The organism is Chlorobium phaeovibrioides, from assembly GCF_003968655.1.
Lineage (GTDB): Bacteria > Bacteroidota > Chlorobiia > Chlorobiales > Chlorobiaceae > Chlorobium > Chlorobium phaeovibrioides.
The window spans coordinates 62,592-88,530 of the sequence record NZ_RXYK01000003.1 but is presented as its reverse complement, the minus strand read 5'-3'; the positions used below and the strand labels follow the sequence as shown (position 1 = coordinate 88,530).

Genomic DNA, 25,939 nt, shown 5'->3' with positions numbered 1-25,939 from the left:
CACAGGATATCAGAGAAATTCCGTACCTTACAGCTTACGGAAAACGCTCTGAATGCCGCACCGAACCGCCCAAAAACCAACAACGGCAATGCCACCTGACATTGCACACACATTATGACCATAAAGCACAACCCGCCCGTGGCTTTGAACAAGGAACATTTTTATGTCAATCGCAAAGCGCGACAGCTCTTTCACCTGACCGACCCGGACTTCCTTGCACTCTCCTCAGCCGGCCCCGAAAGCCTGAGAAAAGCTGAACAGCAGGCCGCCGTCATCAATGCATTCCTGAAGAAAGAAAACAGCACGACCAAACCTGTTCTCCCTGCCCAGTTCCACGGCATGAAACTGCTTCACGAGCTCTTCCACTTCATCATGGCCCGTGCAATCGCACGAAAAGAGCCCGATATGCTCGACAAGGCATACAGCCGGTTTGAGCAGGAACTCTCTGCAGACCGATCCACCGACTACCTATCCCGTTTTCTTTCAACATTTCCGACGCTGAACATATACACCGGCGCAGAACAGCCTCTTGAAGCACTGAAGCGGAACGAAACCCGCAAAGAGCTGCTTGAAGAGTCTTTCCTTGTATGGATCAACAATCAGAACCCCGCACTCCAGCAGTTCTCCGAACTCCTCAGCGATGCCATGCTCATGCGTGAAGAGGCATACAGGAAGCTGATCCTCACCCTGCAATCCTCCATGCATGCAATGGGCCCTGTCGGCCCCGACAATGAAGATCTGGCCGACCTTCTCACCCGTCCCATACGCCACTCTCCCGACTCCATTCTCGAACAGCTCCGCTACATCCGCCTCAACTGGTCGGACATGCTTGAAGGTTCACCTTTCTGGACCATGCTGTCCGGCGCCATAGAACTCATTGAAGACGAAGACAAATACCTCTTCTTTGAGCGTATCAGTAGAGAAGAGGAAGGCCGTCACGACAGCGCCTTCTTCGACAAGGACGCATTCGTGCCTGACTACACCGCCCTCGGTGACGGCCCGGCAAACTACTCCAGCGACTCTTCATGGATGCCAGAAGTAGTCATGCTCGCAAAAAGCACCTATGTCTGGCTCGACCAGCTCGGCAAAATGTACGGCCGACCCGTCCACCGCCTGCAGGACATCCCCGACGAAGAACTCGACCGTATTGCCGGCCAGGGCTTCACCGCCCTCTGGCTCATCGGTCTCTGGCAACGAAGCCATGCATCGCGCGAAATCAAGCAGATGCAGGGAAACCCCGAAGCCAAAGCCTCGGCCTACGCCCTTGAAAAATATGACATCGCCGACGACATCGGCGGCTACGAAGGATATCTGAACCTTCGCCACCGTACCTCACAGAGAGGAATGCGCCTTGCCAGCGACATGGTTCCGAACCATACCGGCATGGACTCTGAACTGGTGCGCGACCGCCCCGACTGGTTCCTCTCCAGCGGAACACCGCCCTACTACAACTACAGCTACAATGGCCCGAACCTCAGCCCTGATCCCCGCTACACCATTCAGCTTGAGGACGGATACTGGAACCGGAGCGACGCAGCAGTAACCTTCAAGCGGATTGACCACATGAGCGGCGACACCCGCTACATCTACCATGGCAACGACGGAACCAACATGCCGTGGAACGATACCGCCCAGCTCAACTTTCTTTCGCCTGAAGTTCGCGAAGGTGTCATCCAGCAGATTCTCCATGTAGCCAGGATGTTTCCCATCATCCGGTTCGACGCCGCCATGGTACTTGCCAAGCGCCATATCCAGCGGCTCTGGTTCCCGCTCCACGGCCAAAGCGCCGCAGTGCCCTCCCGCTCCGCCTACGCCATGAGTATGGCCGAATTTGACGCAGCCATACCCGAAGAGTTCTGGCGCGAAGTGGTTGACCGCATTCACGCCGAAGTACCCGACACGCTGCTCCTTGCCGAAGCATTCTGGATGCTTGAAGGCTACTTCGTCCGTACCCTCGGCATGCACCGTGTCTACAACAGTGCATTCATGCACATGTTGAAAAAAGAAGACAATGCCAGCTACCGCTACCTCATCAAAAACACTCTTGAGTTCGACCCGCAGATTCTCAAGCGCTATGTCAACTTCATGAACAACCCTGACGAAGACACAGCCATAGAGCAGTTCGGCAGGGGCGACAAATACTTCGGTGTCTGCATCGTCATGCTCACCGTTCCAGGACTTCCTATGTTCGGCCACGGACAGGTGGAAGGGTTCACCGAGAAGTACGGAATGGAGTACGCGAAAGCATACTACGACGAACATCCCGACGAACATCTCGTCTGGCGCCACTATCAGGAAATTTTCCCCATCATGAAAAAGCGGCCGCTGTTTGCCGAGGTGGAAAACTTCTTCCTGTACGATGTCTACTCCCCGGAAGGCTCAGTCAACGAAAACATTTTTGCATACTCCAACCGGCTTGGCGATGAACGGGCCCTGGTCATCTACAACAACTCCTACGAACAGGCCACCGGCTGGGTAAAAACCTCAGTCGGTTACCTGCAGGACGGCGAAATCCGTCAAAGCTGCCTTGGTGATGGTCTCGCACTCAGCCACGACGAAGGAGCCTATCTTGTATTCCGCGACCACGCAAGCGGGCTTGAGTTCATCCGTTCCGTCCGTGACATCAGAGAGAACGGACTCTTTGCCTCTCTTGACGGGTACAAATACAATGTTTTTCTCAACTTCCGCGAGGTCCGCTCCTCCAGGCTCAAGCCATACGATCAGCTTGCACGGGAACTCAATGGAGCCGGCACCCCGTCAGTGGATATGGCAGTTCTTGCCATCAGCCTCTCCCCCCTTCACCGGCTTGTCAAAGAAGCACTTGGTTCAATACCGAAACTCAAAGCGAACAAACAGGCCGCCGAAACCTTCCGGGACACAGCTGAAACTCTTCTTCAGGATCTGTCAGTCAAGTTCAGCGACCTGATGGAAAAACCACTCGCCGTCCCCGAAAACCTTGCCGAAACGGCGCAGATTCGCTTCATTGCCGCCGCAGACATTGAAGCCAGGCTTAAAAAAGAGGACCCAAAAGGAAGGCTTCAGGCTGCACTCGGCATAAACGATACCCAGAACTCCACCTTCAGCGCTCTGGCTACCCACTGGATAGTGCTCGACGCTGTACAGGAAATGCTCCGCCAGGCAGGGGAGCTCAAAACCAACCTGCTTGACGACTGGCTGATGGTTGAGCCACTTTCTGCCCTCTACGAAACCACGACGCTCTGCAGTATAGAAGGCAAAGAACTCCCCGAGCTTCTCGCCTGCCTGCTCACAACCCAGGCTCCGGCACCACCAGCCAAAACCGCGGAGAAACAGAACTCGCTTGAAGGGGCTGAAGAAGAAAAACTCCTCATGGCCGAACTAAAAAGAGTAGCAGACAAGTGCACAGTGCACCTACACCGCATGCTCCTGGTAGAAGAGCACCACAGCAAACACTGGTTCCGCGAACACCGCTTCAGCGTCCTGACCTCATGGCTCGCATTCCAGGCAATAATCAAGCTCCAGCCAACCCTCCAGCCTTGGACAACAGCGCTCGCAGCGCTTGACATGCAAGCATTCCTTGCTGGCTACGAACTTGAAACCTTCTTCACCGGGAAGTAAAAACATCTGGCTGAAATACAAAAAAGCAAAAGCCCCTGACGACTTACAGGGGCTTTTGCTTTTCATGCAGACTCCGTATCAAAGCGTACACCTATAAAAAAAGCCGCCTCAGGCTTGATGCATGAGGCGGCTTTATCTTTTTACTCTTACTCTATCGAGCGTGTCCAGCGACCCCCTTAGAGAGCGCTGTACTCAGCGTATACCCTGTAGGTGTTGATCACAAGGAATGCAAGAACCAGAAGGCCGAGAATCGTGAAGATCGGGCTCTTCTCTTCGCGTGAAGCCTTTCTGTCAAGGAAAGGAACGGCAGCCCATACAACAGCACCAATGGTGAAGAGAATGATTGCCATCAGCTCGCCGCCTTCAAAAGTGAAGTCCTTGAGCAGCTGGAACTGTGCCCAGAAATACCATTCCGGCTTGATGCCCAAAGGAGCTGAAGTCAGCGGATCAGCCTGAACACCAATCTCCCACGGGAAAACTGCTGCAAGATAGATAAGAAGGGCGAAACCGATGATCCATCCGATTGCATCCTTGGCAAGGAAGGTCGGGAAGAACTTCTCATAGCCTTTGATCATGCCAGACTCCTTGTAGCCGATGGGAGCCGAAGTTCCAAGCACCTGCACAAGCAGAAGGTGGGCAGACAGGACAAGAAGAAGGATACCGGGAAGCAGCACAACATGAAGCGAGAACATGCGAGTCAGAGTTTCAGGGCTCACATCTTCGCCACCGCGGAGGATGTCAACAAGAATGGCGCCACCAGGCATGACTTTGGGAACTTCCGTACCAACCTGGGTCGCAAAGAAAGCAAGCTCATTCCAGGGAAGGAGGTAACCGGTGAAACCAAAACCAAGGCTCAGCACAAGAAGCACAAATCCGCTGACCCACATAAGCTCACGGGGCTTACGGTAAGACTTCATGAAGAAGGTGCTGAACATGTGGATGAATGCCATACCAACCATCAGGTTTGCACTCCATGCATGAATCTGGCGGATAAGCCAGCCAAAAGGAACCTCTTTCTGAATGAACACGAAGGAGGCAAACGCCTCTGTACCTGTCGGCTTGTAATACTGGAGAAGCAAAAGACCGGTCACAACCTGAATGATGAAGAAAAACAATGTCAGGCCGCCGAAGTAGTACCAGAACGACAGCTTGTGCTTGGGAACCTCTTTTTTCTTCAGATAGTCGATGATTGGCATCATCACATAAAAACGCTCCTGAAACCATGCTGCCAGCGGGCTCACACGCGAATCTGCGTAAGGATTTGTTTCCGCCCGAACTACCGGGGGCTTGTAAACGCCGCCGGAAGGGGCGTCAGATTTCGCCGCGGGTTTTGCGGCAGGTTTAGCGGCAGGTTTAGCGGCACCCGGAGCTGCCGGCTTGGCGGCAACCGGAGCAGCCGGTTTCGGCTTTACCGGAGCATTTTCTGCGCCTGTATTCTGATTGTTGTCAGCCATATTGAAAGACTCCCTGGATTTTCAAGAATTAAGATTACGCTTTTGCAATGATAAGATCCTCTCCCTCAATTCTCACATTGAACGGAGCAAGCGGTAGAGGCTGTGGTCCTGAAATGATTTCACCGGTCTGCGTGTACTTTGCACCGTGGCAGGGGCAGAAAATCTCATTGTCTTTATCTTCCCAGCGAACAAGGCAGCCCAGATGGGTGCAGACGGCACTGCAGGCGGTAAGCGAGCCATTATCATTGATGACCAGAACCTTGTCTTTATTGAACTGGAAAATCTTTCCCGAGTTCTCAGGAACCTCTGAAGCCTTTCCAACCACCAGCTCATTGACATCAGTCGACTCTTTCACAGGAGGGATGATATACTTTACAATAGGATAAAGCGTTGAAACGGCCACTGCCGCACCAACACCGCCGACTACTTTGCCCAAAAAACTCCGGCGCTCAAAATCCACCCCTTTCAGACCTTCCTCACGGGACTTTCCGCCCGATACCGATCCCGTTGAAGAGAGCGGAGCATCCTCACCAAGCGCACCCATCCTTGAAGGGCTCTTGAAATTAGCTGGTTGTGCCATTACAATCTATCTCCTTTTAAAGCTATTGTTAAATGATGAACTGAAACACCTCTCGGTACCGGTCATGCCAACGCCATGCCCTGTCGAGCATCTTCCCGCGGACTGAAAATGAAAAAGGCAAAGGGAAAATTTACCACTTTTCACCGTTTAAACCAATCCAAACGATCTTTAATCCTGTTGTACTCCCGGTACATGACCGACTGCTCTCCGTCGCGCCATATTCGGCTTCTGATAAAAAAGCGCATAAGGGGCGACTGAAGACGATCCGGATTAAGAAACTCAGAAATCCCGCGAATGCCCTTAAGACTGCTGCCGTTGAAATCGAGTGAAATATCAGAAGAAAACCGCAGATAGAACGGCCCCGAATCCAGCACCTGTTTCTGGTTGATCGTCATGCGTACATCCCCGTCATGAATGTCGAGTACCCGGCCATGCAGCGGGGCAAAAATTCCCCGGCAGAACCGGCTCTCCCTGAAATCAGCCTTGTCTCGCACCAAAGCGCCACCGTTCTGGTTGTCGTTGAGCATGAGGAGCGTCAGCGGGTGAAATGAGGGATCACGAAAGAAAATTACATAGTAAACCAGGTCAACACGATCTGAAAATGCCCGCCCCCAGTACCAGCGGGAAATATACTCCTGCATCGGCATGGTGCCAAGGTTGTGATCGTGGTAGCCTGAAGCCTGAATCTCCACACTGCGGCTCGTCCTTTCCGGCTCTGAAATCTCAAGGCTTCCTCGAACCTCGGCCTTCGGAACACTCAGAAGCCACTGATGGCAGGGCCCCGACCCCTCATGATTGCCATCCTTTTTATTAAAGGTCAGCCTTCGGCACTGATTGAAATGAAGCGTCCCCCGCACCCTTTTCCTGCGGGCAGGAAAGGCAAAATCAATCTCCAGCAGGTACTCGTCCCTCAGCGGATCATGCACAAACCGGTTATTTTCAAATGCAACCTCAGCGCCTGTTTTGCTCCCGCTAAACAGCGACGCACCACCCTCCCTGATGAAGTTGATGGTTTCCCGGCCGTTTTCATAGAGCTGAAAACTGAAACCCGAATAGTTTGACGGACGGGGGGCAGGAGAGGATCCATCGGCGCGCCAACGGTCATACTCCTCTGTATAGGATGGAGAAAAAGGGAATCCTGCGAACCAGATTGCAACCACGGAAATACCCCGCTGAGAATCCTCCGCGTCAAAATACCACCATTCATAGGCGCCAGGCTCCTGTATGTCATGCCAGACCTCCTGTGAGGGTTCAGTAGTAATATTCATGCCGGGGGGGAAGAGTGTCATTCATGCTGCTGAAGGGAAACGGCGACTGGAAACTGGATGGCAGAAAAACGAAAACACATTTTTTAAAGGTGCCAATGCTATAACCATAACTATACCCATTAATTCCGGATTATGCTAAACAACGGCAAATGGAGGCGAACACCAGAAACGCCGAAACCCCTGTGTTTTCAGGGGTTTCGGGACTTCTACGAATGCAGGCAAACGACGAAGAAGTGGACAGAGAGGGAATCGAACCCACGACACATGGATTTTCAGTCCATTGCTCTACCAACTGAGCTATCTGTCCATTGAAGAGATGCAAAATATAGGAATTTTCGCATTCATCCAAAAATAAATCAAAAAAGCGGGAGCCCTCTGTGGGCCCCCACAGAATTCCAGCTATTGCTGCGGAAGCGTGATGACTGCCATACCTTTCCGGATACGACGAACAACAGCCTCACGGCCAAGCACCTCAAGCATATGGTAGAGGCTGGGGCCGAAACTGACACCCGAGGAGACGATTCTCAATGGATGGATAAGTGCTGCGGCTTTCAGACCTTTTGGAGCCACAAATTCCTTGAGGGCTGCCTCAATTGCCTCGGCCGTAAAGTCCGGCATGGACTCCAGCACCGGCAGAAACTCGTCAAGCAGGCTGTTGGTATCAGGCGTCCAGCGTTTCTTGACAGCATCCTCCTCGTATGTCTCCGGCTCAAAAAAGAAATAGGAAGAGAAGGTCACGAACTCACGCTCAAAACCAACCCGCTCGCGCATCAGCTCTATGACATCTTCCAGATAGCGCTCACCGGTTATGGTCGCACGATCAAGAAGCGTCTCTTTCTTTTCAAGTTCCGAAATCAAAAGAGGCTTGATCACCCGGATGATATCCTCGGCCGGGCGACTTTTGATATACTGTTTCTCAAGCCAGTTCAGCTTGTCGATGGTGAAAATGGAACCCGCCTTGCCTACCCGCTCCAGAGAAAACCTTTCAGTCAGCTCCTGAAGACTATAGATTTCCTGCTCACATCCCTCACCCTGATTCCAGCCAAGCAGAGCCACGAAATTCACAATAGCCTCGCTGCTATATCCCTTCCGGATGTAATCCTCCACCGACACATCGCCCTGCCGCTTGCTGAGTTTTGAACGGTCGGGGTTGAGCAGAAGCGGAAGATGGGCATACTTCGGAGGCTCCCACCCAAGGAACTCATAGAGAAGAAGATGCTTCGGCATGGAAGGAAGCCACTCCTCACCCCTGATGATATGGGTAAACTCCATGAGATGGTCGTCAATGACGCTGGCAAAATGGTATGTGGGGAAACCATCCGACTTCATCAGCACCTGATCATCAATGGTAGCCGAATCAAACTCTATCGGACCTCTGATGATATCCTCAAACCATACTGAAACATAATCAGGTACCTTCATGCGCACAACTGAAGGGACTCCTTCATCAAGTTTTTTCTTGATCTCGCTCCGGGGCATTGAGCCGCCCATATCTTCGGGAAGCCATTTCCTGTTGTACTTCGGCTGCAATCCCTGCTTCAACTGAAGCTGCCGGTTCTCTTCAAGCTCTTCGGAAGTTGCAAAACAGTGATAGGCATGACCTGCTTCAAGCAATTGCTCACAATATTTCTTATAGATATCAAGCCGCTCCGACTGCAGGTAAGGGCCAAAATCACCACCATGCAGAGGACTTTCGTCAGGCATAAGCCCTGCCCATTCAAGGGTCTTTATCAGATTTTCCTGAGCATCTGCAACCTTTCTGCTCTGATCGGTATCCTCAATTCTGACAACAAAATCGCCGTCCATCCTTTTGGCGAAAAGGTAGTTGTAGAGCGCGGTGCGAAGCCCGCCGACATGAAGATACCCTGTAGGAGAAGGAGCGAACCTGGTTCTGACCCGTTTACCGACCATCATACGCCTTGTCATTGTTAATGAATTGAGAGAACTGCCATCTGTCAAGAACATTGAATTTAACAAAACTGAGCAGAATTGCAGAGAGAAGCACTGAAAGATTCCAACTCAATATGAAGATGAGGGTGGTTTCAGCTTGAAACAGGGAAACGAAAGCACAAGAAATAAACTTTTTGCTTTCCAACGCAGTTTTACTTTTAATTACTTATACGGAACCAACTTACATTTTGCACAACTCCCTGCCTATCCATCATGCCCGAAAAGCCAGTAAAACCACCGGGGAAGGACTCCCTGCGCAACCGATTCAAGCCGGTCAACGAAGAAGAGCAGGGGCCCGGATGGTTTCAGGGAAAAGGGGACAACCCCCGCCCACAGTTCCCGAGATTCATTCTCTTCATCATGATAGGCCTCATGATGCTCTTTGTGTTCCAGCGTTTTTCATCAGGATCGGACGGCCCGGAAATCATTTACAACGAATACAGAAGCCTTCTCGACAGCAATCTTGTAACTGATATTGCCGTACAGAACCTTGAAGACCGCTCGGCGCTCCTCAAAGGAACGCTCAAAAAGCCTACTTCCCTTGCACTGAAAGACAATACCGAAGTTGAGAGCACACACTTTTCGGTACGGCTCCCCTCATTCAGCACCCCGCAGGCAGAACTGCTTGCCGAAAAAGGGGTCAAGGTTCGCATTGAAGAGGGAAACAACGCCCTCTACACCATTCTCATCCTCTTTGCACCCTGGCTTATTTTCGGAGCCATCTATTTCTTTGTCATCAGGAGAATGAACGGCCAGAGCGCCAATCAGTCAAAAAACCTCTTCAGCTTCGGCAAAAGCCGGGCAAAAATGGTCAGCGAATTTGAGGTAAAAACCACATTCAACGATGTTGCCGGCGTCGATGAGGCAGTTGAAGAGCTGCAGGAGACGGTTGAATTCCTGACCAATCCGGAAAAATTCCAGAAAGTCGGTGGGAAAATACCCAAAGGCGTTCTGTTGCTTGGCCCTCCAGGAACAGGGAAAACCCTTCTGGCAAAAGCCATCGCCGGTGAAGCCAAGGTTCCCTTTTTCTCAATATCGGGAGCAGATTTCGTGGAAATGTTTGTCGGAGTTGGAGCAGCCAGAGTGCGCGACCTGTTTGAACAGGCAAAGAAAAACGCCCCCTGCATTGTGTTTATCGACGAAATCGATGCTGTAGGCAGAAGCCGTGGGGCAGGCCTTGGAGGCGGCCACGACGAACGCGAACAGACACTCAACCAGCTGCTGGTTGAGATGGACGGGTTTACCACCAGCGACAATGTCATACTGATTGCCGCAACCAACCGCCCCGATGTGCTCGACACCGCACTTCTACGCCCAGGGCGCTTTGACAGGCAGATAACCGTAGATAAGCCCGACATAAGGGGCCGTGAAGCCATTCTCAAGATTCACACGAAAGAAACTCCACTTGACGACACGGTGGACATCACAGTCCTTGCCAAAAGCACCCCCGGCTTCTCGGGAGCCGATTTGGCCAACCTCGTCAATGAAGCCGCGCTCCTGACTGCACGCAACATGCAGGAAAAGGTGACTGCATTGAATTTTGACCAGGCCCGCGACAAAATCCTGATGGGTCCGGAAAGAAGAAGCATGTACATATCCGAAGAACAAAAAAAACTCACCGCATACCACGAGGCCGGTCATGTGCTGGTAGCCCTTCACACCAAAGGCTCCGACCCCATACACAAGGTCACAATCATTCCCCGCGGCCGCAGCCTTGGGTTGACCGCCTATCTACCCCTTGAAGACCGGTACACCCAAAACAAGGAGTATCTGGAGGCCATGATCACCTATGCGCTGGGAGGCAGGGTTGCAGAAGAGCTCATCTTCAACGAAATCAGCACCGGTGCTGCCAACGACATTGAAAAAGCGACCGACATTGCACGGAGAATGGTACGACAGTGGGGAATGAGCGAAAAACTCGGGCCCATCAACTACGGCGACACCCACAAAGAGGTCTTTCTGGGCAAAGACTACTCACATGTCCGTGAATACAGTGAAGAGACTGCCCTGCAGATTGATGTAGAGGTGCGAAACATCATTATGGCATGTATGGAAAACGCAAAGAACATCCTCTCTCTTAACAGCGCGGTGCTCCATAGCCTTGCCGAAACGCTTATTGAACGGGAATCACTCAGCGCACTGGAAATAGAGAACATAACGGGAATCCGTCAGGAACTCTCGCGCATGATGACCACATAACCAACAGAGGTTCCATGGAAATCCCTTATGCACAAGTCATCACCATGCTGCTCATCGGCTCGCTGGCCGGCATTCTGTCGGGTATGTTCGGAATAGGAGGTGGGGTCATTATCGTCCCTGCTCTTGTGCTGCTGCTCGGTATGACACAACACACAGCAAACGCAACTTCGCTCGTAGCGCTGCTTCTTCCTGTAGGTATTCTCGGTGCTCTTGAATACTACCGGGCAGGGAAAATTTCAATGGACAATGTCTGGCTTGGACTTATTCTGGCAGTCGGACTGTTCGGCGGAGCGTATTTCGGAGCAAAAATCGCAACCCATCTGTCGGGAAGTGTTTTAAGAAAGGCATTTGCTGTCTTTACAGGAATTGTCGCGCTTCGTCTGTGGTTTAAGTAATCAGTACAATCACCAATAACACCAAGTCATAATTCATTATGGGAAACACAACCACGAAAGCAGACCTGGTCAATGTCATTGCCCACAGGACAGGCCTCACCAAAAACGAAACCGAAACGGTGGTGGACTCTCTCTTTGAAAGCATCATTGACTCACTGAAAGCGGGAAAGCGTATTGAAATCCGTGGATTCGGATCATTCAACATCCGCTACAAGAACCTTCGTCAGGCACGCAATCCGAGAACCGGAGAGAAAGTGACGGTTGAGCCTAAAAATGTACCGACCTTCAAAATCTCAAAAGAGTTCAAGCAGGCCGTCAGCGAAAGCCTGAAAGGAAACATGCCCTGAAAAATCAACCCTTACAGCTCGTAGGGGTTGTCAATAATTTCAAAGCAGACCTCTTTATGCCTGTTGCAGAAAGCAACACGGATATAATGCAGGTTTCCGCTTCCAAACACATCCGCGCCCTTTTCTGCCGCATGAAGGATGATGTGCCCTTTATCATGACTGAGCTCTTTAGACAGGTCGCCCCATTTTCTGAATATCAGATTGGTGAAACTTTCCGTCTCCCTGATTCCCAGAATATCGGGATTGGAGATATCTGTAATCAGGTCAGGCGCTGAAAGGAGAGACATCTCCTTGCCTATCCAGATGCTCAGCAACTCACAGTGAAACGGCAGGAAGACCGAATTCCTGATGACAAACCCCGTCTCCCCGTTCTTTGCGGCATTGACAAAACTTTTCATGGCAGTGTGATCATTCCGTTTACGGGTTCAGCCTCAAAAATTGAAAAACAGCAGCCACAGGACAAGAAAAACCGGAAGAAGAATCGGGATGGAATACTTCCAGATATACTCCACAAAATCCGGAACATCCGCTTCGGCCTGGGCGGCAATATTCTTCACCATGAAGTTCGGGGCGTTGCCGATATAAGTCATGGCACCGAAGAACACTGCGGCTATGGAAATAGCCACAAGATACACATCCGAAGTCACATCACCCGGAACAGGCGAACCAGTACCGGCCGCAAATGCCCGTATCTGGAGAACAGCATCAGCCGAGTTTATGTCAAGACCAAATTTTCCAAGGGCACCGGCAAGGAAGTTGAGGTAGGTCGGAGCATTGTCGAGCACGCCTGAAAGAGCGCCCGTCATCCAGTAGAACCGGCTCACCGAAAATTCACCTGCATGAATTGCTGCATAGGAGCCGATAAGCTCCAGCGCAGGAATCATGGTAGCAAAAATGCCCACAAAGAGAAATGCGACTTCCTTGATTGGCTCAAAGTTGAATTCATTGCCCTTGAGCGCATCCCCGTCAGCATTTTTATAAGCCACAAACGCAACGCTGAACATAATCACTTCACGGATACCAAAAGGCACCCCAAGCATTTCCTGAAGACTCGGAAATCCAGATATCACGGCAGGGTCAAGAAAAACGGCAACAATAATGACTGCAAGCCAGGCAAAGTTCTTCGTCCCGGTAATGGTGATGGCACCATCCGAGCTCTTGGGAGCCGGTGTAACTTCACCCTTGCCGGCCTTCCAGTCCAGAAGCATAAAGATTACTATGAGGGTGGCGATTACAGCTATCCACGGAAGCCATACCTTGGAAATAACCCAGAAAAACGGCACACCCTTCAGGAACCCAAGAAAAAGCGGAGGATCGCCGATGGGAGTCAATCCACCACCGATGTTGCTCACAATGAAAATAAAGAAAACGATATGAAACGCCCTCAACCGGCCCTCATTGATGCGCATGTAAGGACGGATGAGTAGCATGGAAGCACCCGTTGTGCCGATGATGTCTGCCAGTACTGCACCGAACATGAGTAGAGCGCCATTGACCAGCGGCGTCCCCCGTCTCTCAATGTGTATGAGAATTCCGCCCGAAACAATGAAAAGCGATGCGATAAGCGCCATGAAGGAAATATACTCCTCAAGGGTATGCAGAAGAGTGTGCGTCCCGTGATCCATCATAAAGCCGTAGTAAAGGGCAACAACAGCCCCCAACCCCATGGCCGCTTTCGGATAATGATGCTCCCAGAACCGGTGGTAGAAGAGCGGCCCTGTAGCAATCATGAGAAGAAGTACGACAAATGGAGCAACCAGCCATAGGGGCGGCAGATGGTGCGCCATAGCCACAGCAGCCTCTGTGGCAGCAGCGCCACTATGGTGTTCTGAGGCCAGAAGAGGAGCAGATGGAACAATGGCTACCGCACCGGCAACCGCCAGAATCATGCTTTTTGCAGACATCAGTTACTCCCCCTCAAACTCAGTGAGCGAAAAGACACGGTATCCCTTATCAAGGATTTTCCTCTCACCGCCTATATCAGGCAGGTTCACAATGAAAGCCATCTCAGCCACCACACCGCCAACTTTCTCAACCAGCGCCGCCGCTGCAAGGGCCGTGCCGCCAGTTGCCAGCAGGTCATCGACAAGCAGCACCCTCGTACCCGGCAGAATGGCATCAAGATGAATCTCAACCTTGTCGGTGCCATACTCCAGCTCATACTCCTGTGAAACAACATCGGCAGGAAGCTTGCCTGGCTTGCGCACCGGAACAAACCCCTTTCCGAGCGTATAAGCCAGCGCAGAGCCAGGAATGAAACCCCGGGCCTCAACGCCAACAACCACATCAAAATCAACGCCATTTTCCAGATAACGCTGCGTCAAGCCGTCAATAACCAGACGGAACCCCACGGGATCCTTGATAAGGGTGGTGATGTCGCGGAACATAATGCCTTTTTTCGGATAATCGGGAATGGCGCGTATGCGGGATTTGATCGGCATGGGTGTCTCGAATTAAGTTGATGAGAAGCCGTTGCAAAAAAAGTGGAAGGTTAAGATAACAGTCTGCCCTCTAATTGCAAACCAGCTCCTACGATGGCCACCGGCAGCTCCATCCCCGACAGACTCCTTTCATCTGCAGGAATATCCACCCACACCGGCAGATAGTTCCGGCTGTAGCCGCTCCAGCGCAGCGTCCCGTTGCCTGCCTGCCGGCACTCCTCAAACAGCACCCGGCACCGACGACCCAGATACCGCAGCCGGAACTCCGCTGCTTTCCGCTCCCCGATCTCCTTCAGTATTGCACTTCTCCCGGACGCAACCTGCGGAGCCACAGCCAGCCGCTCCCCGCAACTGACCTCCCGGGCAAGTACCGTACCCGGGCGAACAGAACAGCTGAATACATGAAGATAAGCAAGAGGTAATCCCTCAATGAAGCGCACCGTATCCCCGAAATCATCATCGTTCTCCCCCGGGTACCCTACCATCACATCAGCCCCGACCGCACAGTCCTCAATTGCATCCACCGCACCAAGCAGCCGTTCCCGGTAGTCTGCCGTCCGGTACCGACGGCGCATCGCCCCAAGAATACGGTCTGAGCCGTTCTGTAGCGGCAGATGGAAATGAGGAACAATAGTGCGGGAAGCAGCAACGAGTGCCACAAGCTCATCGGTCAGGATATCAGGTTCCAGCGAACTGATGCGAATGCGCGGAACATCAATATCTTCAAGCATCCGAAGCAGCTCAAGAAACCCCGTTGTACCACTCCGGTAATCCCCCGTATTGACCCCGGTCAGCACAATCTCCCGATACCCTGAATCGGCAAGCATCTGCGCCTGCTGGAGGACGACCTCCGGCGGAACCGAACGGGAGCGGCCCCGCGCCAGCGGAATGGTACAATAGGCACAGCCGTAATCGCACCCGTCCTGCAGCTTCAGAAACGCCCTTGTCCGTTCTCCCTCCGAGCCCGAAGGAAGGGAACACGCCCGGTGTGCAGTGAGGAACCCGCCCTCGTCCGACACACAAACAACAGGCTTTCCTGCCGGGGGCGGCGCAGCAACAACACCCATATAGCTGGAGGAGTCAAATTTCTCATCATTGCCCAAAACCGCGTCAACCCCCTCAATGTCAGCAATCAGTCCAGGACTGAGCTGCGCATAACATCCTGTAACAACAACCCTGCTGTCCGGATGGCGTCGCACAAGCCCCCGAATTTTCTGACGGCACTTCTGCTCAGCCTGCTTCGTTACAGCACAACTGTGCACAACAATCAAATCCGGCTGCTCCTGTGGCCCGGCAATCCTCCAACCCCGCTCAACCAGACTCTGCAGTATGGAGGCAGTTTCAGCATAGTTCAGCTTACAACCAAGCGTTACGCCTGAAACCGTCTTTTTTTCAGTTGCATCCATAAAAACACAGAAAAAGATATAAAAAAACAATCAGCAGAAAGCAGCAGAGGCACTCCAATTCTTTGCTTGCAGAGAACAATGCATTGGCATATATTTTCCAATGTGAAACCATGGTATGATTTTCCAATGAAAACAAATAGAAGCAGTCCAATGAGCCAGATAGCAACAACACCCGACAAGTATGATATTTTCATTCAGAAAATTGATCACTTCCAGTCTATGGTAGAAGAAAAGAAAGCACTTCAGGAAAAAATAGCCCGCATGTATGACGAGTTCAAGGCAACAGTCAGCCCTCTCGAACAAGAGCTTGCTTCAATCATGCGAAACCTTGAAATGAACCTCTCAAAACTTGAGAAAGGAACTTCAGGCGCAGCGAAATCAACAGGCACCCGTTTCTCACGCGGTCAGCTTGGCAACGCCATCAAAGGTCTTCTTCGGGCACATCCCCAGAAAGCTTTCAAGCCCCGTGAAATAGCCGACGCATTGAACACCAAAGGAACCACCATCAGCGTCTGGTTCAATAAATTCGGTGCAGAAGATCAGGAAATTGAGCGCATACCAACAGGAAAAGAAGGCAAACGGTTCCTCTACAAAATCAAGTGACAGGATCGAATGGAATACGAACATAAAAAGCGCACTAATGTGTGCTTTTTATGTTTAGTATCCCAGACTTCTCCTGTTATGAAAAAAATTCAGTGCCAACCCAACCATAATCATATTTCCCACCAATGAAGAACCTCCATAAGAAACAAACGGAAGCGGCACTCCGATAACAGGAATAAGACCAAGTGTCATTCCAATATTGATAATGACATGAACCAGAAGCAACGAAACAAACCCCCCAAGCGTCAACTCAACAAAACGGTTTTTGATTGAGAAAATAGCCCATATCAACCGCACAATCACTATTGCAAACAACAGTATCAAAAAAGACGCACCAATAAAACCGAACTCTTCAGCAATGACACAGAAAATGAAATCAGTCCACTGCGCAGGAATGAACCTCAGCTGTGTCTGCGTTCCCTCAAGAAATCCCTTCCCGAAGACCCCTCCCGAACTGATTGCGATTTTAGCCTGAAGTACATTGTATCCCGCACCCTGCGGATCCGACATAGGATCAAGGAAAGTCTGTATTCTTTTCAGCTGATGCGGCTTGAGAATGACATCGGCAAACCGGTTTGCCATCAGTCCGCCAATACAACCGAGAACAACCGTCACCATCTGATGAAGCTTAAGCTTATGGTGCTGAAATGCCAGTACCAGCAGAAAAACCACAGCCATTCCAGCAAGCGCATAGATGCTTATGAAGCCTGTCAACAGAAGCACCAGAGGAAACGCCAGCAGCATCAGGATATAGATATCAAATCCAGCCATGATGATCATCGGAGCAATGAACGACAGCGCAGTGAGGGTTGTCCCCATATCCGGCTGAAGCATTATGAGAACAGCCGGCAGCAGCGGAATGGCAAGCGCTGTGACGAGATGCGGCAGACTGTTGATGTCTGTATTGTCAGAAGAGAGAAAACGGGCAAGCGCAAGAATGGTGGCCATTTTAGCAATCTCAGAAGGCTGAAAGCTGAACCCGGCAATGCGGACCCAGCTCGTCTGACCCGCCACTTTTGTGCCAAGAACCAGCACAGCCACAAGCATCACCATGCTGAGAATATAGAAACCGTATGCGCTCTCCTTGAAAAAGCGGACATCGTTGTAATACACAAAGAGCATTGCAGCTCCCCCAACAGCCGCCCAGGTCAACTGCCGAAAAAACAGTCCCGTATCGCCCGTCCCATTGGTGGCGCTGTATACCCCAAGAAGACCGAACACAATCAACCCCCCGAGAGGGAGCAGAAGCCAGAAATCAACCGCCTGCTGTTTTTTCATCTATCCACCAAACCCCTATGTTTTTCATTATCACCACAGCCCTTAATTTAGTATAGTACCTTTCACTTTCATAAATGTTCCATCCATAGACCCTTTCGCCCATGCCCGCCTCCGCCGCCCCGTCCTTCTCCTGCGGATTCACCAGCATCATCGGCCCGCCAAACGCAGGCAAATCAACCCTGCTCAACGCGCTGCTCGACTGTAAGCTCTCCATTGTCACACACAAGCCGCAGACCACCCGAAAAAAAATCACAGGCATATACAGCGACGACAGCACGCAGATCATCTTTCTCGACACACCCGGCATCATGGAGCCACAGCAGAAACTCCACGAAGCAATGCTCAAGGTCACGCGCGACACACTCAAAGATGCAGACGCCATCATAGCCCTTCTTCCTTTCTCCAAAAAAAACGGCCCCTTCGACCGAGCCTTCGCCGAAGAACTCCACCGCGACTGGCTCAAGAACAGCGGCAAACCCCTCATCGCCGTCTTCAACAAAAGCGACCTTGTCAACGCCGAACAACAGAAGGAAGCTGAAGCATTCATCCGCCGGGAATGGAACCCCGCCGCCATCCTCTCCATCTCTGCACTCAACGGGAAGGGCCTGCAGGAACTTGTGGACGCACTGCGGCCATACCTGCCGATGCACGATCCCCTCTACCCCGAAGACGCACTCAGCACTGCGCCTGAAAGGTTTTTCGCAAGCGAAATCATCCGCGAAAAAATATTCCTCCTCTACGGCCGTGAAGTGCCCTACTCCGCAGAAGTCGTTGTAGACGAATTCCGCGAACAGCACGAAAACGACCCCAAACGCAAAGACCTCATCCGCTGCTCCATCATCGTCGAGCGCGACACACAGAAACAGATCATCATCGGACACAAAGGCCAGGCCCTCAAAAAACTCGGCCAAAGTGCCCGTCAGGAAATAGAACAGCTCCTCGGACGCCCCATCTTCCTTGAACTCTTCGTCAAAGTCCGTCCCGACTGGAGAAAAAAACAGACCCTCCTCAAATCCTACGGCTACTAGCCAAAGCAAAAAAGCCGTAAGAGTTGGGGACACTCATGACTGAGTGTACTTGTCAAGTACACTCAGTCATGAGTGTCCCCAACTCCCCAACTCCATATAAACAGAAAACCCTCCGGAATGCGGAGGGTTTTTCTGTTGTACCTGTACGGCTGGAGAGGACGATGGTTTATTCCTTGTCGCCTTTCTTCTCGGATGACTTTGGCTGGGGTTCCAGCTCGGCAGTCGCATCCTCGATCTCCTTTTTCTCGTTCGGATGAGCCTGAAGGTATGACTCAATTTCCTCTTTGCTCTTGTCCTTGAAGTACTCAAGAGCGGAAAGGATAATGCGCTTGTTCTCTTTGTCGAACTCAATGACGCGGAGAGGCAGTGCATCGCCAATCTTAAACGAGGAGTGAATGTCCTTCACGCCACCCTGCAGAAGATGGGTTGCCGGCACGAAGCCATCAACATCACCTGGCAGAATGACAATGACGCCCTTCTCGATGATCTGCGAAATCTCAGCAGAAGACTCAGCGCCAACAGCGTACTGCTGCTCAAAGCCACCCCAGGGATCGGGGTTCATCTGCTTGTGGCCAAGCGCAATACGGCGGGCGTGCACATCAAACTTCAGCACCTTCACCTCAAGCTCCTGGTTCTTCTTCACCAGTTCACTTGGATGGCGGATCTTCTTCGTCCATGAGAGGTCGGAAATGTGAACCAGACCGTCAACACCGGGCTCAAGCTCAACAAACACTCCAAAATCGGTAATGTTGCTGACAGTACCCTTGTGGCGGGTGTTCTCCACATACTTCTCGGAAAGAGCAATCCAGGGATCCTCGTTGACCCGCTTCATGGAGAGTGAAAGCTTGGTGTGATCCTTGTCGATGTTCAGAATCACGCACTCCACTTCCTGACCGAGCGTAACGAACTGGCCCGGATGCTTGATATGCTGTGTCCAGCTCATTTCTGAGATGTGGACAAGACCCTCGATGCCCTTCTCGATTTCGACAAAGGCGCCGTAATCGGTAATGGAAACAACGCGGCCCTGAGCCTTGGAGCCCACAGGATATTTGAGTTCTATATTTTCCCAAGGGTGCGCCTCAAGCTGCTTCATGCCCAGCGAAACCCTCTTGGTGTTTTCGTCAAAGCCGACAACAACAACCTTGATTGGCTGGTCGAGGTCAACAACCTCGGAAGGATGATTGATTCTGCCCCAGGTGATGTCTGTGATATGAACAAGACCGTCGAGACCGCCGAGGTCGACAAAGATGCCGAAATCAGTGATATTCTTGACCGTACCCTCGAGAACCATGCCAACCTTGATGCTGTCAAGCATCTCCTCGCGTCGTGCAGCATACTCCTCTTCAAGAATAACCTTGTGGCTGACAACGATGTTCTGAGTAACAGGGTTGATTTTGACGACCCTGAAGTCCATGGTCTGGCCAACTAGCGCATCGAAATCGCGGACAGGCTTGACATCAATCTGCGAACCGGGAAGGAAGGCCTCCACACCCGAAAGCGAAACCGTCATGCCGCCTTTGACGCGGTTGATGATTTTGCCGCTGATGATGGTATCATTTTCAATTGAATCGTAAATCTTGTCCCAGATACGAAGGACATCGGCTTTCTTCTTTGAAAGAATAAGCTGACCCATCTTGTCTTCAATGTTCTCGAGGTAGACCTCAACATCGTCGCCAACCTGGATTTCATCCTCATCGCGGAACTCAAGCAGAGAGACAATACCCTCCGACTTGTAACCGACATCAATGGTAACATCCTTGTTGGAGATAGAGACAATGCGTCCCTTGACAATCTCGTCCTGGTTAATCTGATTGAGCGTGCTTGTGTAAAGCTGCTCCATCTGTGAAAGTTCGGCGGGCTCGTAGTGAGCAAAAAATTTAATTTTTTTGCGGGCGGGCTTTTGGTCGACCGCTTTCTCTGTTGCCGGAGCCGTTTCTGCTGATGCAGCTACTGCTGCGATTTCTGTTTCTGCCATTGGTTTTTCCTTTCTCTCATATGATTTGTCTGGCCTGTCGCGAGAGATTTCGACAGGGGGATTCAGGGTTAATGGAAAACGAAAGGGAAGAAAGACGCCTCACCGGCCGCCCTCCTCCATCTGTACTGCAAAATCATGCACCATCGCAACCTGTTCTTCAATATTCAGGCGCGAGGTATCTATTTCTTTGGCATCCGGGTGTTTTTTCAGCGGTGCATGCTCGCGCAGCGCATCCGCTCGATCCCGTTCAACAATTTCGGCTTCAAGAGTCTCAAGGTCTGGCACTCCAAACCCCTCAGGACTTTTTGCCTGAAGTTCAAGGTGTCGCCGTTTTGCCCGTTCACGCGCATCGGCAACAAGAAAAATTTTCAGCTCCGCATCAGGGAACACCACGGTGCCGATGTCGCGGCCATCCATAACAACCCCGCGTCCACGGCCAAGCTCCTGCTGCATGACAAGCAGAGCATCGCGGACAGGCTTGAGCGAACTGATGAAACTCACCTCCCTGGCAACCCTGTTGTCGCGGATTTCACCGCTCACATCACGGCCGTCAAGCAGAACCCGGTCGCCCTCAAAAGCAATGGAAATACCCTTCACAAGCCCCTCAACCTTTTCCGGAGAACGCCTCACCTCATCAAGCATGCCGCTTTCAATCACCTTCAGGGTCACCGACCGGTACATTGCACCGGTATCGATATAAGTATAACCCATAAGACCGGCGACTTTCCGGGCTGTTGTGCTCTTGCCCGATGCAGCCGGTCCATCAATGGCGATGATGATCTTTTTCCTGCCGATAAGTTGCCTCGCTTGCATTTTGAATTAGCCTGCTATTTTATAAAATAAATTTGCTTTTTCCAAACATAATGGTTAGATGAAAAGGCTTTATATTAAAGATTCTGTCCTCCTCGCCCACTCCCGAACCAGGACTGGACAAGCGAGGCCCAATTGAACAAAAAATTTTTACGGTATGTCACTCTGCTGCGGTATCGTCGGCCTTCCCAATGTCGGCAAATCAACACTCTTCAACGCCATCACCGCCAAACAGGCCGAGGCCGCCAACTACCCGTTCTGTACCATCGAACCCAATGTCGGTACTGTTCTCGTTCCAGACGAACGGATGCAGCTCATTGCCAATGTGGTCAAAACCCCCACACTTGTTCCCACCACCCTTGAAATAGTTGATATTGCCGGCCTTGTCAAAGGCGCCAGTAAAGGGGAAGGGCTTGGCAACCAGTTCCTCTCGCACATTCGGGAGGTAGATGCAATCGTTCATGTCATCCGCTGTTTTGACGACCCCGACATCATCCATGTTGAAGGAACAATTGATCCCGCCGACGACATTGCCACCATAGATACCGAGCTGATGCTTGCCGACCTTGAGGGGATGGAGCGGAAAATGGAAAAACTCCGCAAAAGCGCACGCAAGGAAAAAGAGCTTCAGGCGCAGGTGGATCTTGGAGAAGCCATTATCAAAGGGCTCAGTGAAGGAGTGCCCGCCCGCAGCATCATCAGCAGCCCCGAAGAGGAAGAAATGGCCCGCCAGTTCTTCCTTCTCACCGCAAAGCCTCTTCTCTACGCCGCCAATGTAGGCGAAAACGATCTGCCCGACGGCAATGCCTACACAGCAAAAGTTGCAGAAATTGCAGCAGCGTCAGGCTCAAACATGCTCATCATCAGCGCAAAAACTGAGGCTGAAATTGCCGAACTTCCCGAAGAAGAGCGCCCCGAGTTTCTTGAAAGCCTCGGTCTCAAGATGTCGGGCCTCGACCGCCTCATTCAGACCGCCTACGACCTGCTCGGCCTTCAGGTCTACTTCACCGCCGGAGTCCAGGAGGTGCACGCATGGACCATCCGCAAAGGAGCCGCAGCACCCGAAGCGGCTGGAGCCATACACTCCGACTTTGAAAAAGGGTTCATCCGCGCAGAGGTGATGAACTGGCACGATCTTGTTGAAATCGGCTCGGAACAGAAAGTCAAAGAGGCCGGAAAACTCCGCAGCGAAGGGCGGGACTACATCGTGAAAGATGGAGATGTCATTGTCTTCCGCTTCAATGTGTAACTGACACATTAAACCAACCAGGCCAAAGGCGATGCACCGAACCCCGACTTCACAGAGCCCCATCGGCATCTTCGACTCCGGAGTCGGAGGACTGACGGTTTTAAAAGCCATGCAGAAGCTGCTGCCCTCCGAACAGCTTCTCTACTTCGGCGACACCGCAAGGGTACCATACGGCACGAAATCACAGGTAACAATCCGTCGCTACGCCGAGGAAGACACCCGTATTCTTCTTCGCCACCAGCCAAAAATGATTATCGTCGCCTGTAACACCGTCTCGGCCCTCGCCCTGGATGTGGTGGAAAAAACCGCCGACCCGCTGCCCGTTCTTGGCGTTCTTGAAGCCGGAGCCGACACGGCGGTTGAGGTAACACGAACAGGACGCATCGGCGTCATTGGAACTCAGGCAACAATATCGTCCAACGCTTACGCTTACGCAATCAACCAGGCCAGTGCCGATAGTGAAGTTTTCTCAACAGCCTGCCCGCTTTTTGTCCCGCTTGCCGAAGAGGGTATGCTCAACAACGAAGCCACAAGGCTGATTGCACGCGAATACCTCGCCCCCCTTCTTGCCGAAGAAATAGACACCCTCGTCCTCGGATGCACCCACTACCCCATTCTCCGCACTATCATTGAAGAAACAGCTGGAACCGGAGTAACAATCATCGACTCGGCAGAGGCAGTTGCCGCCAGAGCCGCGGCCCTTCTCCGGAATACCGGAATGGAAGCTTCCGGCACCCGAGCAACCATCCCCCACCTTATGGTGAGCGACCTTCCCCAGAAATTCAGCAGCCTCTACCGCCTCTTCATGAACGCCACCGTCCCCGATGTAGAACTGGTAGAAGTCTAAAACGCCCCGAGAGCACCCGGACGGATTTTCAAACGCCCCTCATTCTTCTTACATTTCCTCAAACGCTCCCCGAAAAAATCCACCAGTGAAAGTAAACCTCGACCGAAACTCCTCTGGCTTCTGCTTTGGCGTGCAAAGCACCATCAATGTTGCCGAAGAAAAACTGCGTAAAGAAAAGGGGTTATACTCACTCGGTGATGTTGTCCATAACGAAGTGGAGGTCAAGCGGCTTGAAGCTCTCGGGCTCATCACCATAGATACACCAGCCTTCAACGAACTGAAGAATGCTCCTGTCCTCATCCGCGCCCACGGCGAACCCCCCTCAACCTATGAAACCGCCAACCGGAACAATCTAACCCTCACCGACACCACCTGCCCGGTCGTCGCAAAACTGCAGCGCACCGCAAGCCAGCTCAACGAACTCGGCTACCAGATAATCATTTACGGAAAACACCTTCATCCCGAAGTTATAGGCATCAACGGCCACTGCCAAAACAGAGCCCTCATCATCAAACATGCCGACCTCAGCGACCCAGAAGAGACCCTGCCGATTGATCTCTCAAAGAAAACAGCGCTGATTTCGCAAACAACAATGGATGTATCGGGATTCTATGAACTGAAAAAGAATCTGGAGAAGCTTTTCAGCAAAGGGGGAAGGGAAACGGGCCCATGGGCGGAGGTGAAGAGCATTGGTGGAGCGGAGCCAATGGCAGAATTCATCTTCAAAGACACCATCTGCCGGCAGATATCAAACCGCAACCAGAAGCTTCAGGACTTCTCGCGTGCCAACGAGCGCATCATCTTTGTGGCCGGAAAGAAAAGTTCAAATGGACAGGTACTCTACGCTATCTGCAAAGAAGCCAACCCTGAAAGCCACTTCATTGAAGATGTTGAAGAGCTCCAGAGCGAATGGTTCACAACCACTCAAGGAAAAACGGTTGAAAGCATTGGTGTGTGCGGCGCCACATCAACACCCATGTGGCTGCTTGAAAAAGTAGCAAACCACATTGAAGCCCACTACGCATAAGCGTTCAGCTTCCAAACAGGGATGAAACAAACTGCAGTGCAGTGGTGAGCCACCCCTCTGCCTTATGGAAGAGCGGCGATACATCGCTTCCACTGAAAAGCAGCCAGGCGGCATAGAGCACCACCACTGCCGCGGCAAGCAACAGCAGGCCCGCCAATTTCCTGAGAAAAAAAAACATGACCACTGCAGCCACAATCACCGACACCCCGAGCACTGCGGGGTGAAGAGCGAAATAGTTGACAATCTGCTCCATACTCACTCCTTTATCTTAAGGGCGCCCCGACGGCCCGTTCCCACTAAGTACTCCTCAATAACCTCTGCCACCCGACGCGAAGGCGACTCGCTTGCAAGCCCCGCACGGGCCTCCAGCAGCTCCGCCCTCATAGCGGCAGCGAGAGCCGGGTCATCAAGAATCCGGGATGCTTCGCGAAAAATCCCCTTGCCATCCGCTGCATCCTGAATAAGCTCCGGTACAGCCTGCTGTTTTGCACCGAGCCCTTTTGCAACAATATTGGCCAGAGAAATGCTCGTCAGCTTCACAACCATTCTCCCAATCATATAATTCAGCCAGCCCGTCCGGTACAGCACAACCATCGGCATACCGAAACAGAGAGCCTCAAGCGTTGCAGTCCCTGAAGTCACCAGCCCCAGATCGCTGTACTGCATCACCTCATAGGCACTGCACTCAACAATCCTCAAATCCCTGTACTCCTCCAATTCACGATAGACAACCCCATCAAGATTGGGAGCCCGACCCATCAGAAACACCACCCGGCGGTTCCCGACCAGAAGGCGCGCCCCTTTGAGCATACCGGGGAAAATATGGGAAACCTCCTGCTTCCTGCTTCCCGGAAGAAGACCAACAAGCTGCGCGTCGGCCCCTATTCCATGCGCCCGGAGAAACGCCTCCTTTGGCGGAAGCTGCACTTCCGAAAGCTCCTCAATCACCGGATGGCCAACAAACTCGGCATCAATACCATGCTTCCGGAAAAAATCAACCTCAAAACGAAAAATCACCAACAAGCGATCAATCGAGGCGCCAATAGCCTTCACCCGCCCCTCCTTCCATGCCCAAACCTGCGGCGATATGTAATAAATAACCGGAATGCCCAGTTCCCGACAGAACTTCGCCATAATCAGGTTCATTCCGGGATAATCAACAAGCAGCACCGCATCGGGCATTTCCCGCCGCACGGCCGCCTTCAGATCCCGAATCACCCGGCGAAGAAATCCTGCATGCTTCAGCACATCAAAAAAACCCATGATACTCATCTGCCCGGTATCATAGAGCAGCTCGGCCCCAAGCCTGCGAAGCCCCTCTCCACCAACACCAAAAACCCGGAGACCGGGCACTTCCTGAACAAGACGGGCCACAGCCGGTGCTGCATGCATATCGCCGGAAACCTCCCCGGCAAGGACAAAAAGCTTCTTTGGCATCAAAAAAGGGAGATCATTGGATGTACGGGAGGGAAACTGTATTTTGGG

The 25,939-nt window shown here is 52.0% G+C and carries 23 protein-coding genes and 1 tRNA gene; 9 read left to right on the top strand and 15 right to left on the bottom strand.

Annotation, left to right across the window (positions count from 1 at the left end; genetic code table 11):
• The first annotated feature begins 114 nt into the window (after positions 1-114).
• On the top strand, positions 115-3,597 hold the full coding sequence (locus EKD02_RS03115) for an alpha-amylase family glycosyl hydrolase (protein ID WP_126383751.1): 3,483 nt from the start codon (positions 115-117) through the stop codon (positions 3,595-3,597).
• 176 nt (positions 3,598-3,773) lie between these two features.
• Here EKD02_RS03115 and EKD02_RS03110 read toward each other — a convergent pair whose 3' ends face one another.
• The 5 genes from EKD02_RS03110 to gltX form a co-directional block, all read right to left on the bottom strand.
• A complete protein-coding gene (locus EKD02_RS03110; protein ID WP_126383749.1) occupies positions 3,774-5,051 on the bottom strand; it encodes a cytochrome b in 1,278 nt (425 codons plus the stop codon).
• A 34-nt stretch (positions 5,052-5,085) separates the two neighbouring features.
• A complete protein-coding gene (locus EKD02_RS03105; RefSeq protein WP_011890735.1) occupies positions 5,086-5,631 on the bottom strand; it encodes a QcrA and Rieske domain-containing protein in 546 nt (181 codons plus the stop codon).
• Between the two features lie 140 nt (positions 5,632-5,771).
• Complete coding sequence (locus EKD02_RS03100; protein ID WP_126341955.1) at positions 5,772-6,899, bottom strand: carotenoid 1,2-hydratase family protein; 1,128 nt, start codon at positions 6,897-6,899, stop codon at positions 5,772-5,774.
• A 234-nt stretch (positions 6,900-7,133) separates the two neighbouring features.
• Positions 7,134-7,206: transfer RNA gene (locus tag EKD02_RS03095), tRNA-Phe, on the bottom strand.
• A 92-nt stretch (positions 7,207-7,298) separates the two neighbouring features.
• Positions 7,299-8,810, bottom strand: a complete 1,512-nt coding sequence (gltX, locus tag EKD02_RS03090; RefSeq protein ID WP_126383846.1) for a glutamate--tRNA ligase — start codon at positions 8,808-8,810, stop codon at positions 7,299-7,301.
• A 252-nt stretch (positions 8,811-9,062) separates the two neighbouring features.
• Here gltX and ftsH point away from each other — a divergent pair, with 252 nt between their 5' ends.
• The 3 genes from ftsH to EKD02_RS03075 are packed head-to-tail and all read left to right on the top strand — an operon-like array spanning position 9,063 to position 11,790.
• A complete protein-coding gene (gene ftsH / locus EKD02_RS03085) occupies positions 9,063-11,048 on the top strand; it encodes an ATP-dependent zinc metalloprotease FtsH (protein WP_011890738.1) in 1,986 nt (661 codons plus the stop codon).
• A gap of 14 nt (positions 11,049-11,062) precedes the next feature.
• Positions 11,063-11,443 carry a sulfite exporter TauE/SafE family protein gene (locus EKD02_RS03080; RefSeq protein WP_011890739.1) on the top strand — a complete coding sequence of 127 codons (381 nt, stop codon included), beginning with the start codon at positions 11,063-11,065 and terminating at the stop codon, positions 11,441-11,443.
• A gap of 38 nt (positions 11,444-11,481) precedes the next feature.
• Positions 11,482-11,790 carry an HU family DNA-binding protein gene (locus EKD02_RS03075; protein WP_011890740.1) on the top strand — a complete coding sequence of 103 codons (309 nt, stop codon included), beginning with the start codon at positions 11,482-11,484 and terminating at the stop codon, positions 11,788-11,790.
• A gap of 11 nt (positions 11,791-11,801) precedes the next feature.
• Here the strand turns inward: EKD02_RS03075 and EKD02_RS03070 are convergent, their stop codons facing one another.
• Genes EKD02_RS03070 through EKD02_RS03055 form a run of 4 tightly spaced genes read right to left on the bottom strand, consistent with a single transcriptional unit; the run spans position 11,802 to position 15,637 of the window.
• Entirely contained in the window at positions 11,802-12,188 is a 387-nt protein-coding gene (locus EKD02_RS03070; RefSeq protein ID WP_011890741.1) for a hypothetical protein, read from the bottom strand.
• A gap of 33 nt (positions 12,189-12,221) precedes the next feature.
• Positions 12,222-13,694, bottom strand: coding sequence for a sodium:proton antiporter (locus EKD02_RS03065; protein WP_126383747.1), 1,473 nt, complete (start codon positions 13,692-13,694; stop codon positions 12,222-12,224).
• 3 nt (positions 13,695-13,697) lie between these two features.
• A complete protein-coding gene (locus EKD02_RS03060) occupies positions 13,698-14,231 on the bottom strand; it encodes an adenine phosphoribosyltransferase (protein WP_126383745.1) in 534 nt (177 codons plus the stop codon).
• A gap of 50 nt (positions 14,232-14,281) precedes the next feature.
• Complete coding sequence (locus EKD02_RS03055; RefSeq protein ID WP_126341947.1) at positions 14,282-15,637, bottom strand: MiaB/RimO family radical SAM methylthiotransferase; 1,356 nt, start codon at positions 15,635-15,637, stop codon at positions 14,282-14,284.
• Positions 15,638-15,787: 150 nt separating this feature from the next.
• On the opposite strand from EKD02_RS03055, the gene EKD02_RS03050 reads away from it, so the two are divergent.
• Entirely contained in the window at positions 15,788-16,240 is a 453-nt protein-coding gene (locus EKD02_RS03050; RefSeq protein WP_126341945.1) for a hypothetical protein, read from the top strand.
• A gap of 54 nt (positions 16,241-16,294) precedes the next feature.
• Here the strand turns inward: EKD02_RS03050 and rodA are convergent, their stop codons facing one another.
• Positions 16,295-17,518 (bottom strand): rod shape-determining protein RodA, encoded by a 1,224-nt coding sequence (gene rodA, locus EKD02_RS03045; RefSeq protein WP_011890746.1) that lies wholly within the window; start codon positions 17,516-17,518, stop codon positions 16,295-16,297.
• The gene (locus EKD02_RS10205; RefSeq protein WP_260472412.1) at positions 17,496-17,621 is read right to left on the bottom strand and encodes a hypothetical protein; all 126 of its coding nucleotides are present in this window, start codon (positions 17,619-17,621) and stop codon (positions 17,496-17,498) included. Before EKD02_RS10205 ends, rodA begins: the two co-directional genes overlap by 23 nt.
• Between EKD02_RS10205 and era the strand changes: the two genes are divergently transcribed.
• Positions 17,620-18,546 carry a GTPase Era gene (gene era / locus EKD02_RS03040; RefSeq protein WP_011890747.1) on the top strand — a complete coding sequence of 309 codons (927 nt, stop codon included), beginning with the start codon at positions 17,620-17,622 and terminating at the stop codon, positions 18,544-18,546. The genes EKD02_RS10205 and era overlap by 2 nt on opposite strands.
• A gap of 166 nt (positions 18,547-18,712) precedes the next feature.
• On the opposite strand, the gene rpsA is transcribed toward era, so the two are convergent.
• Both rpsA and cmk read right to left on the bottom strand, forming a co-directional pair.
• A complete protein-coding gene (rpsA, locus tag EKD02_RS03035; RefSeq protein WP_011890748.1) occupies positions 18,713-20,521 on the bottom strand; it encodes a 30S ribosomal protein S1 in 1,809 nt (602 codons plus the stop codon).
• Positions 20,522-20,620: 99 nt separating this feature from the next.
• Positions 20,621-21,334, bottom strand: a complete 714-nt coding sequence (cmk, locus tag EKD02_RS03030; RefSeq protein ID WP_011890749.1) for a (d)CMP kinase — start codon at positions 21,332-21,334, stop codon at positions 20,621-20,623.
• 154 nt (positions 21,335-21,488) lie between these two features.
• On the opposite strand from cmk, the gene ychF reads away from it, so the two are divergent.
• The 3 genes from ychF to EKD02_RS03015 all read left to right on the top strand — a co-directional run bounded on the left by ychF (position 21,489) and on the right by EKD02_RS03015 (position 24,454).
• Positions 21,489-22,580, top strand: coding sequence for a redox-regulated ATPase YchF (ychF, locus tag EKD02_RS03025; protein WP_011890750.1), 1,092 nt, complete (start codon positions 21,489-21,491; stop codon positions 22,578-22,580).
• Positions 22,581-22,611: 31 nt separating this feature from the next.
• Positions 22,612-23,427 (top strand): glutamate racemase, encoded by an 816-nt coding sequence (murI, locus tag EKD02_RS03020; protein WP_011890751.1) that lies wholly within the window; start codon positions 22,612-22,614, stop codon positions 23,425-23,427.
• Between the two features lie 85 nt (positions 23,428-23,512).
• The gene (locus EKD02_RS03015; RefSeq protein ID WP_126383741.1) at positions 23,513-24,454 is read left to right on the top strand and encodes a 4-hydroxy-3-methylbut-2-enyl diphosphate reductase; all 942 of its coding nucleotides are present in this window, start codon (positions 23,513-23,515) and stop codon (positions 24,452-24,454) included.
• Positions 24,455-24,458: 4 nt separating this feature from the next.
• On the opposite strand, the gene EKD02_RS03010 is transcribed toward EKD02_RS03015, so the two are convergent.
• Positions 24,459-24,707 carry a hypothetical protein gene (locus EKD02_RS03010; RefSeq protein WP_126383739.1) on the bottom strand — a complete coding sequence of 83 codons (249 nt, stop codon included), beginning with the start codon at positions 24,705-24,707 and terminating at the stop codon, positions 24,459-24,461.
• A gap of 2 nt (positions 24,708-24,709) precedes the next feature.
• Positions 24,710-25,891: a lipid-A-disaccharide synthase gene (lpxB, locus tag EKD02_RS03005; protein ID WP_126383737.1), complete on the bottom strand. Its 1,182-nt coding sequence runs from the start codon at positions 25,889-25,891 to the stop codon at positions 24,710-24,712.
• Between the last annotated feature and the right edge of the window lie 48 nt (positions 25,892-25,939).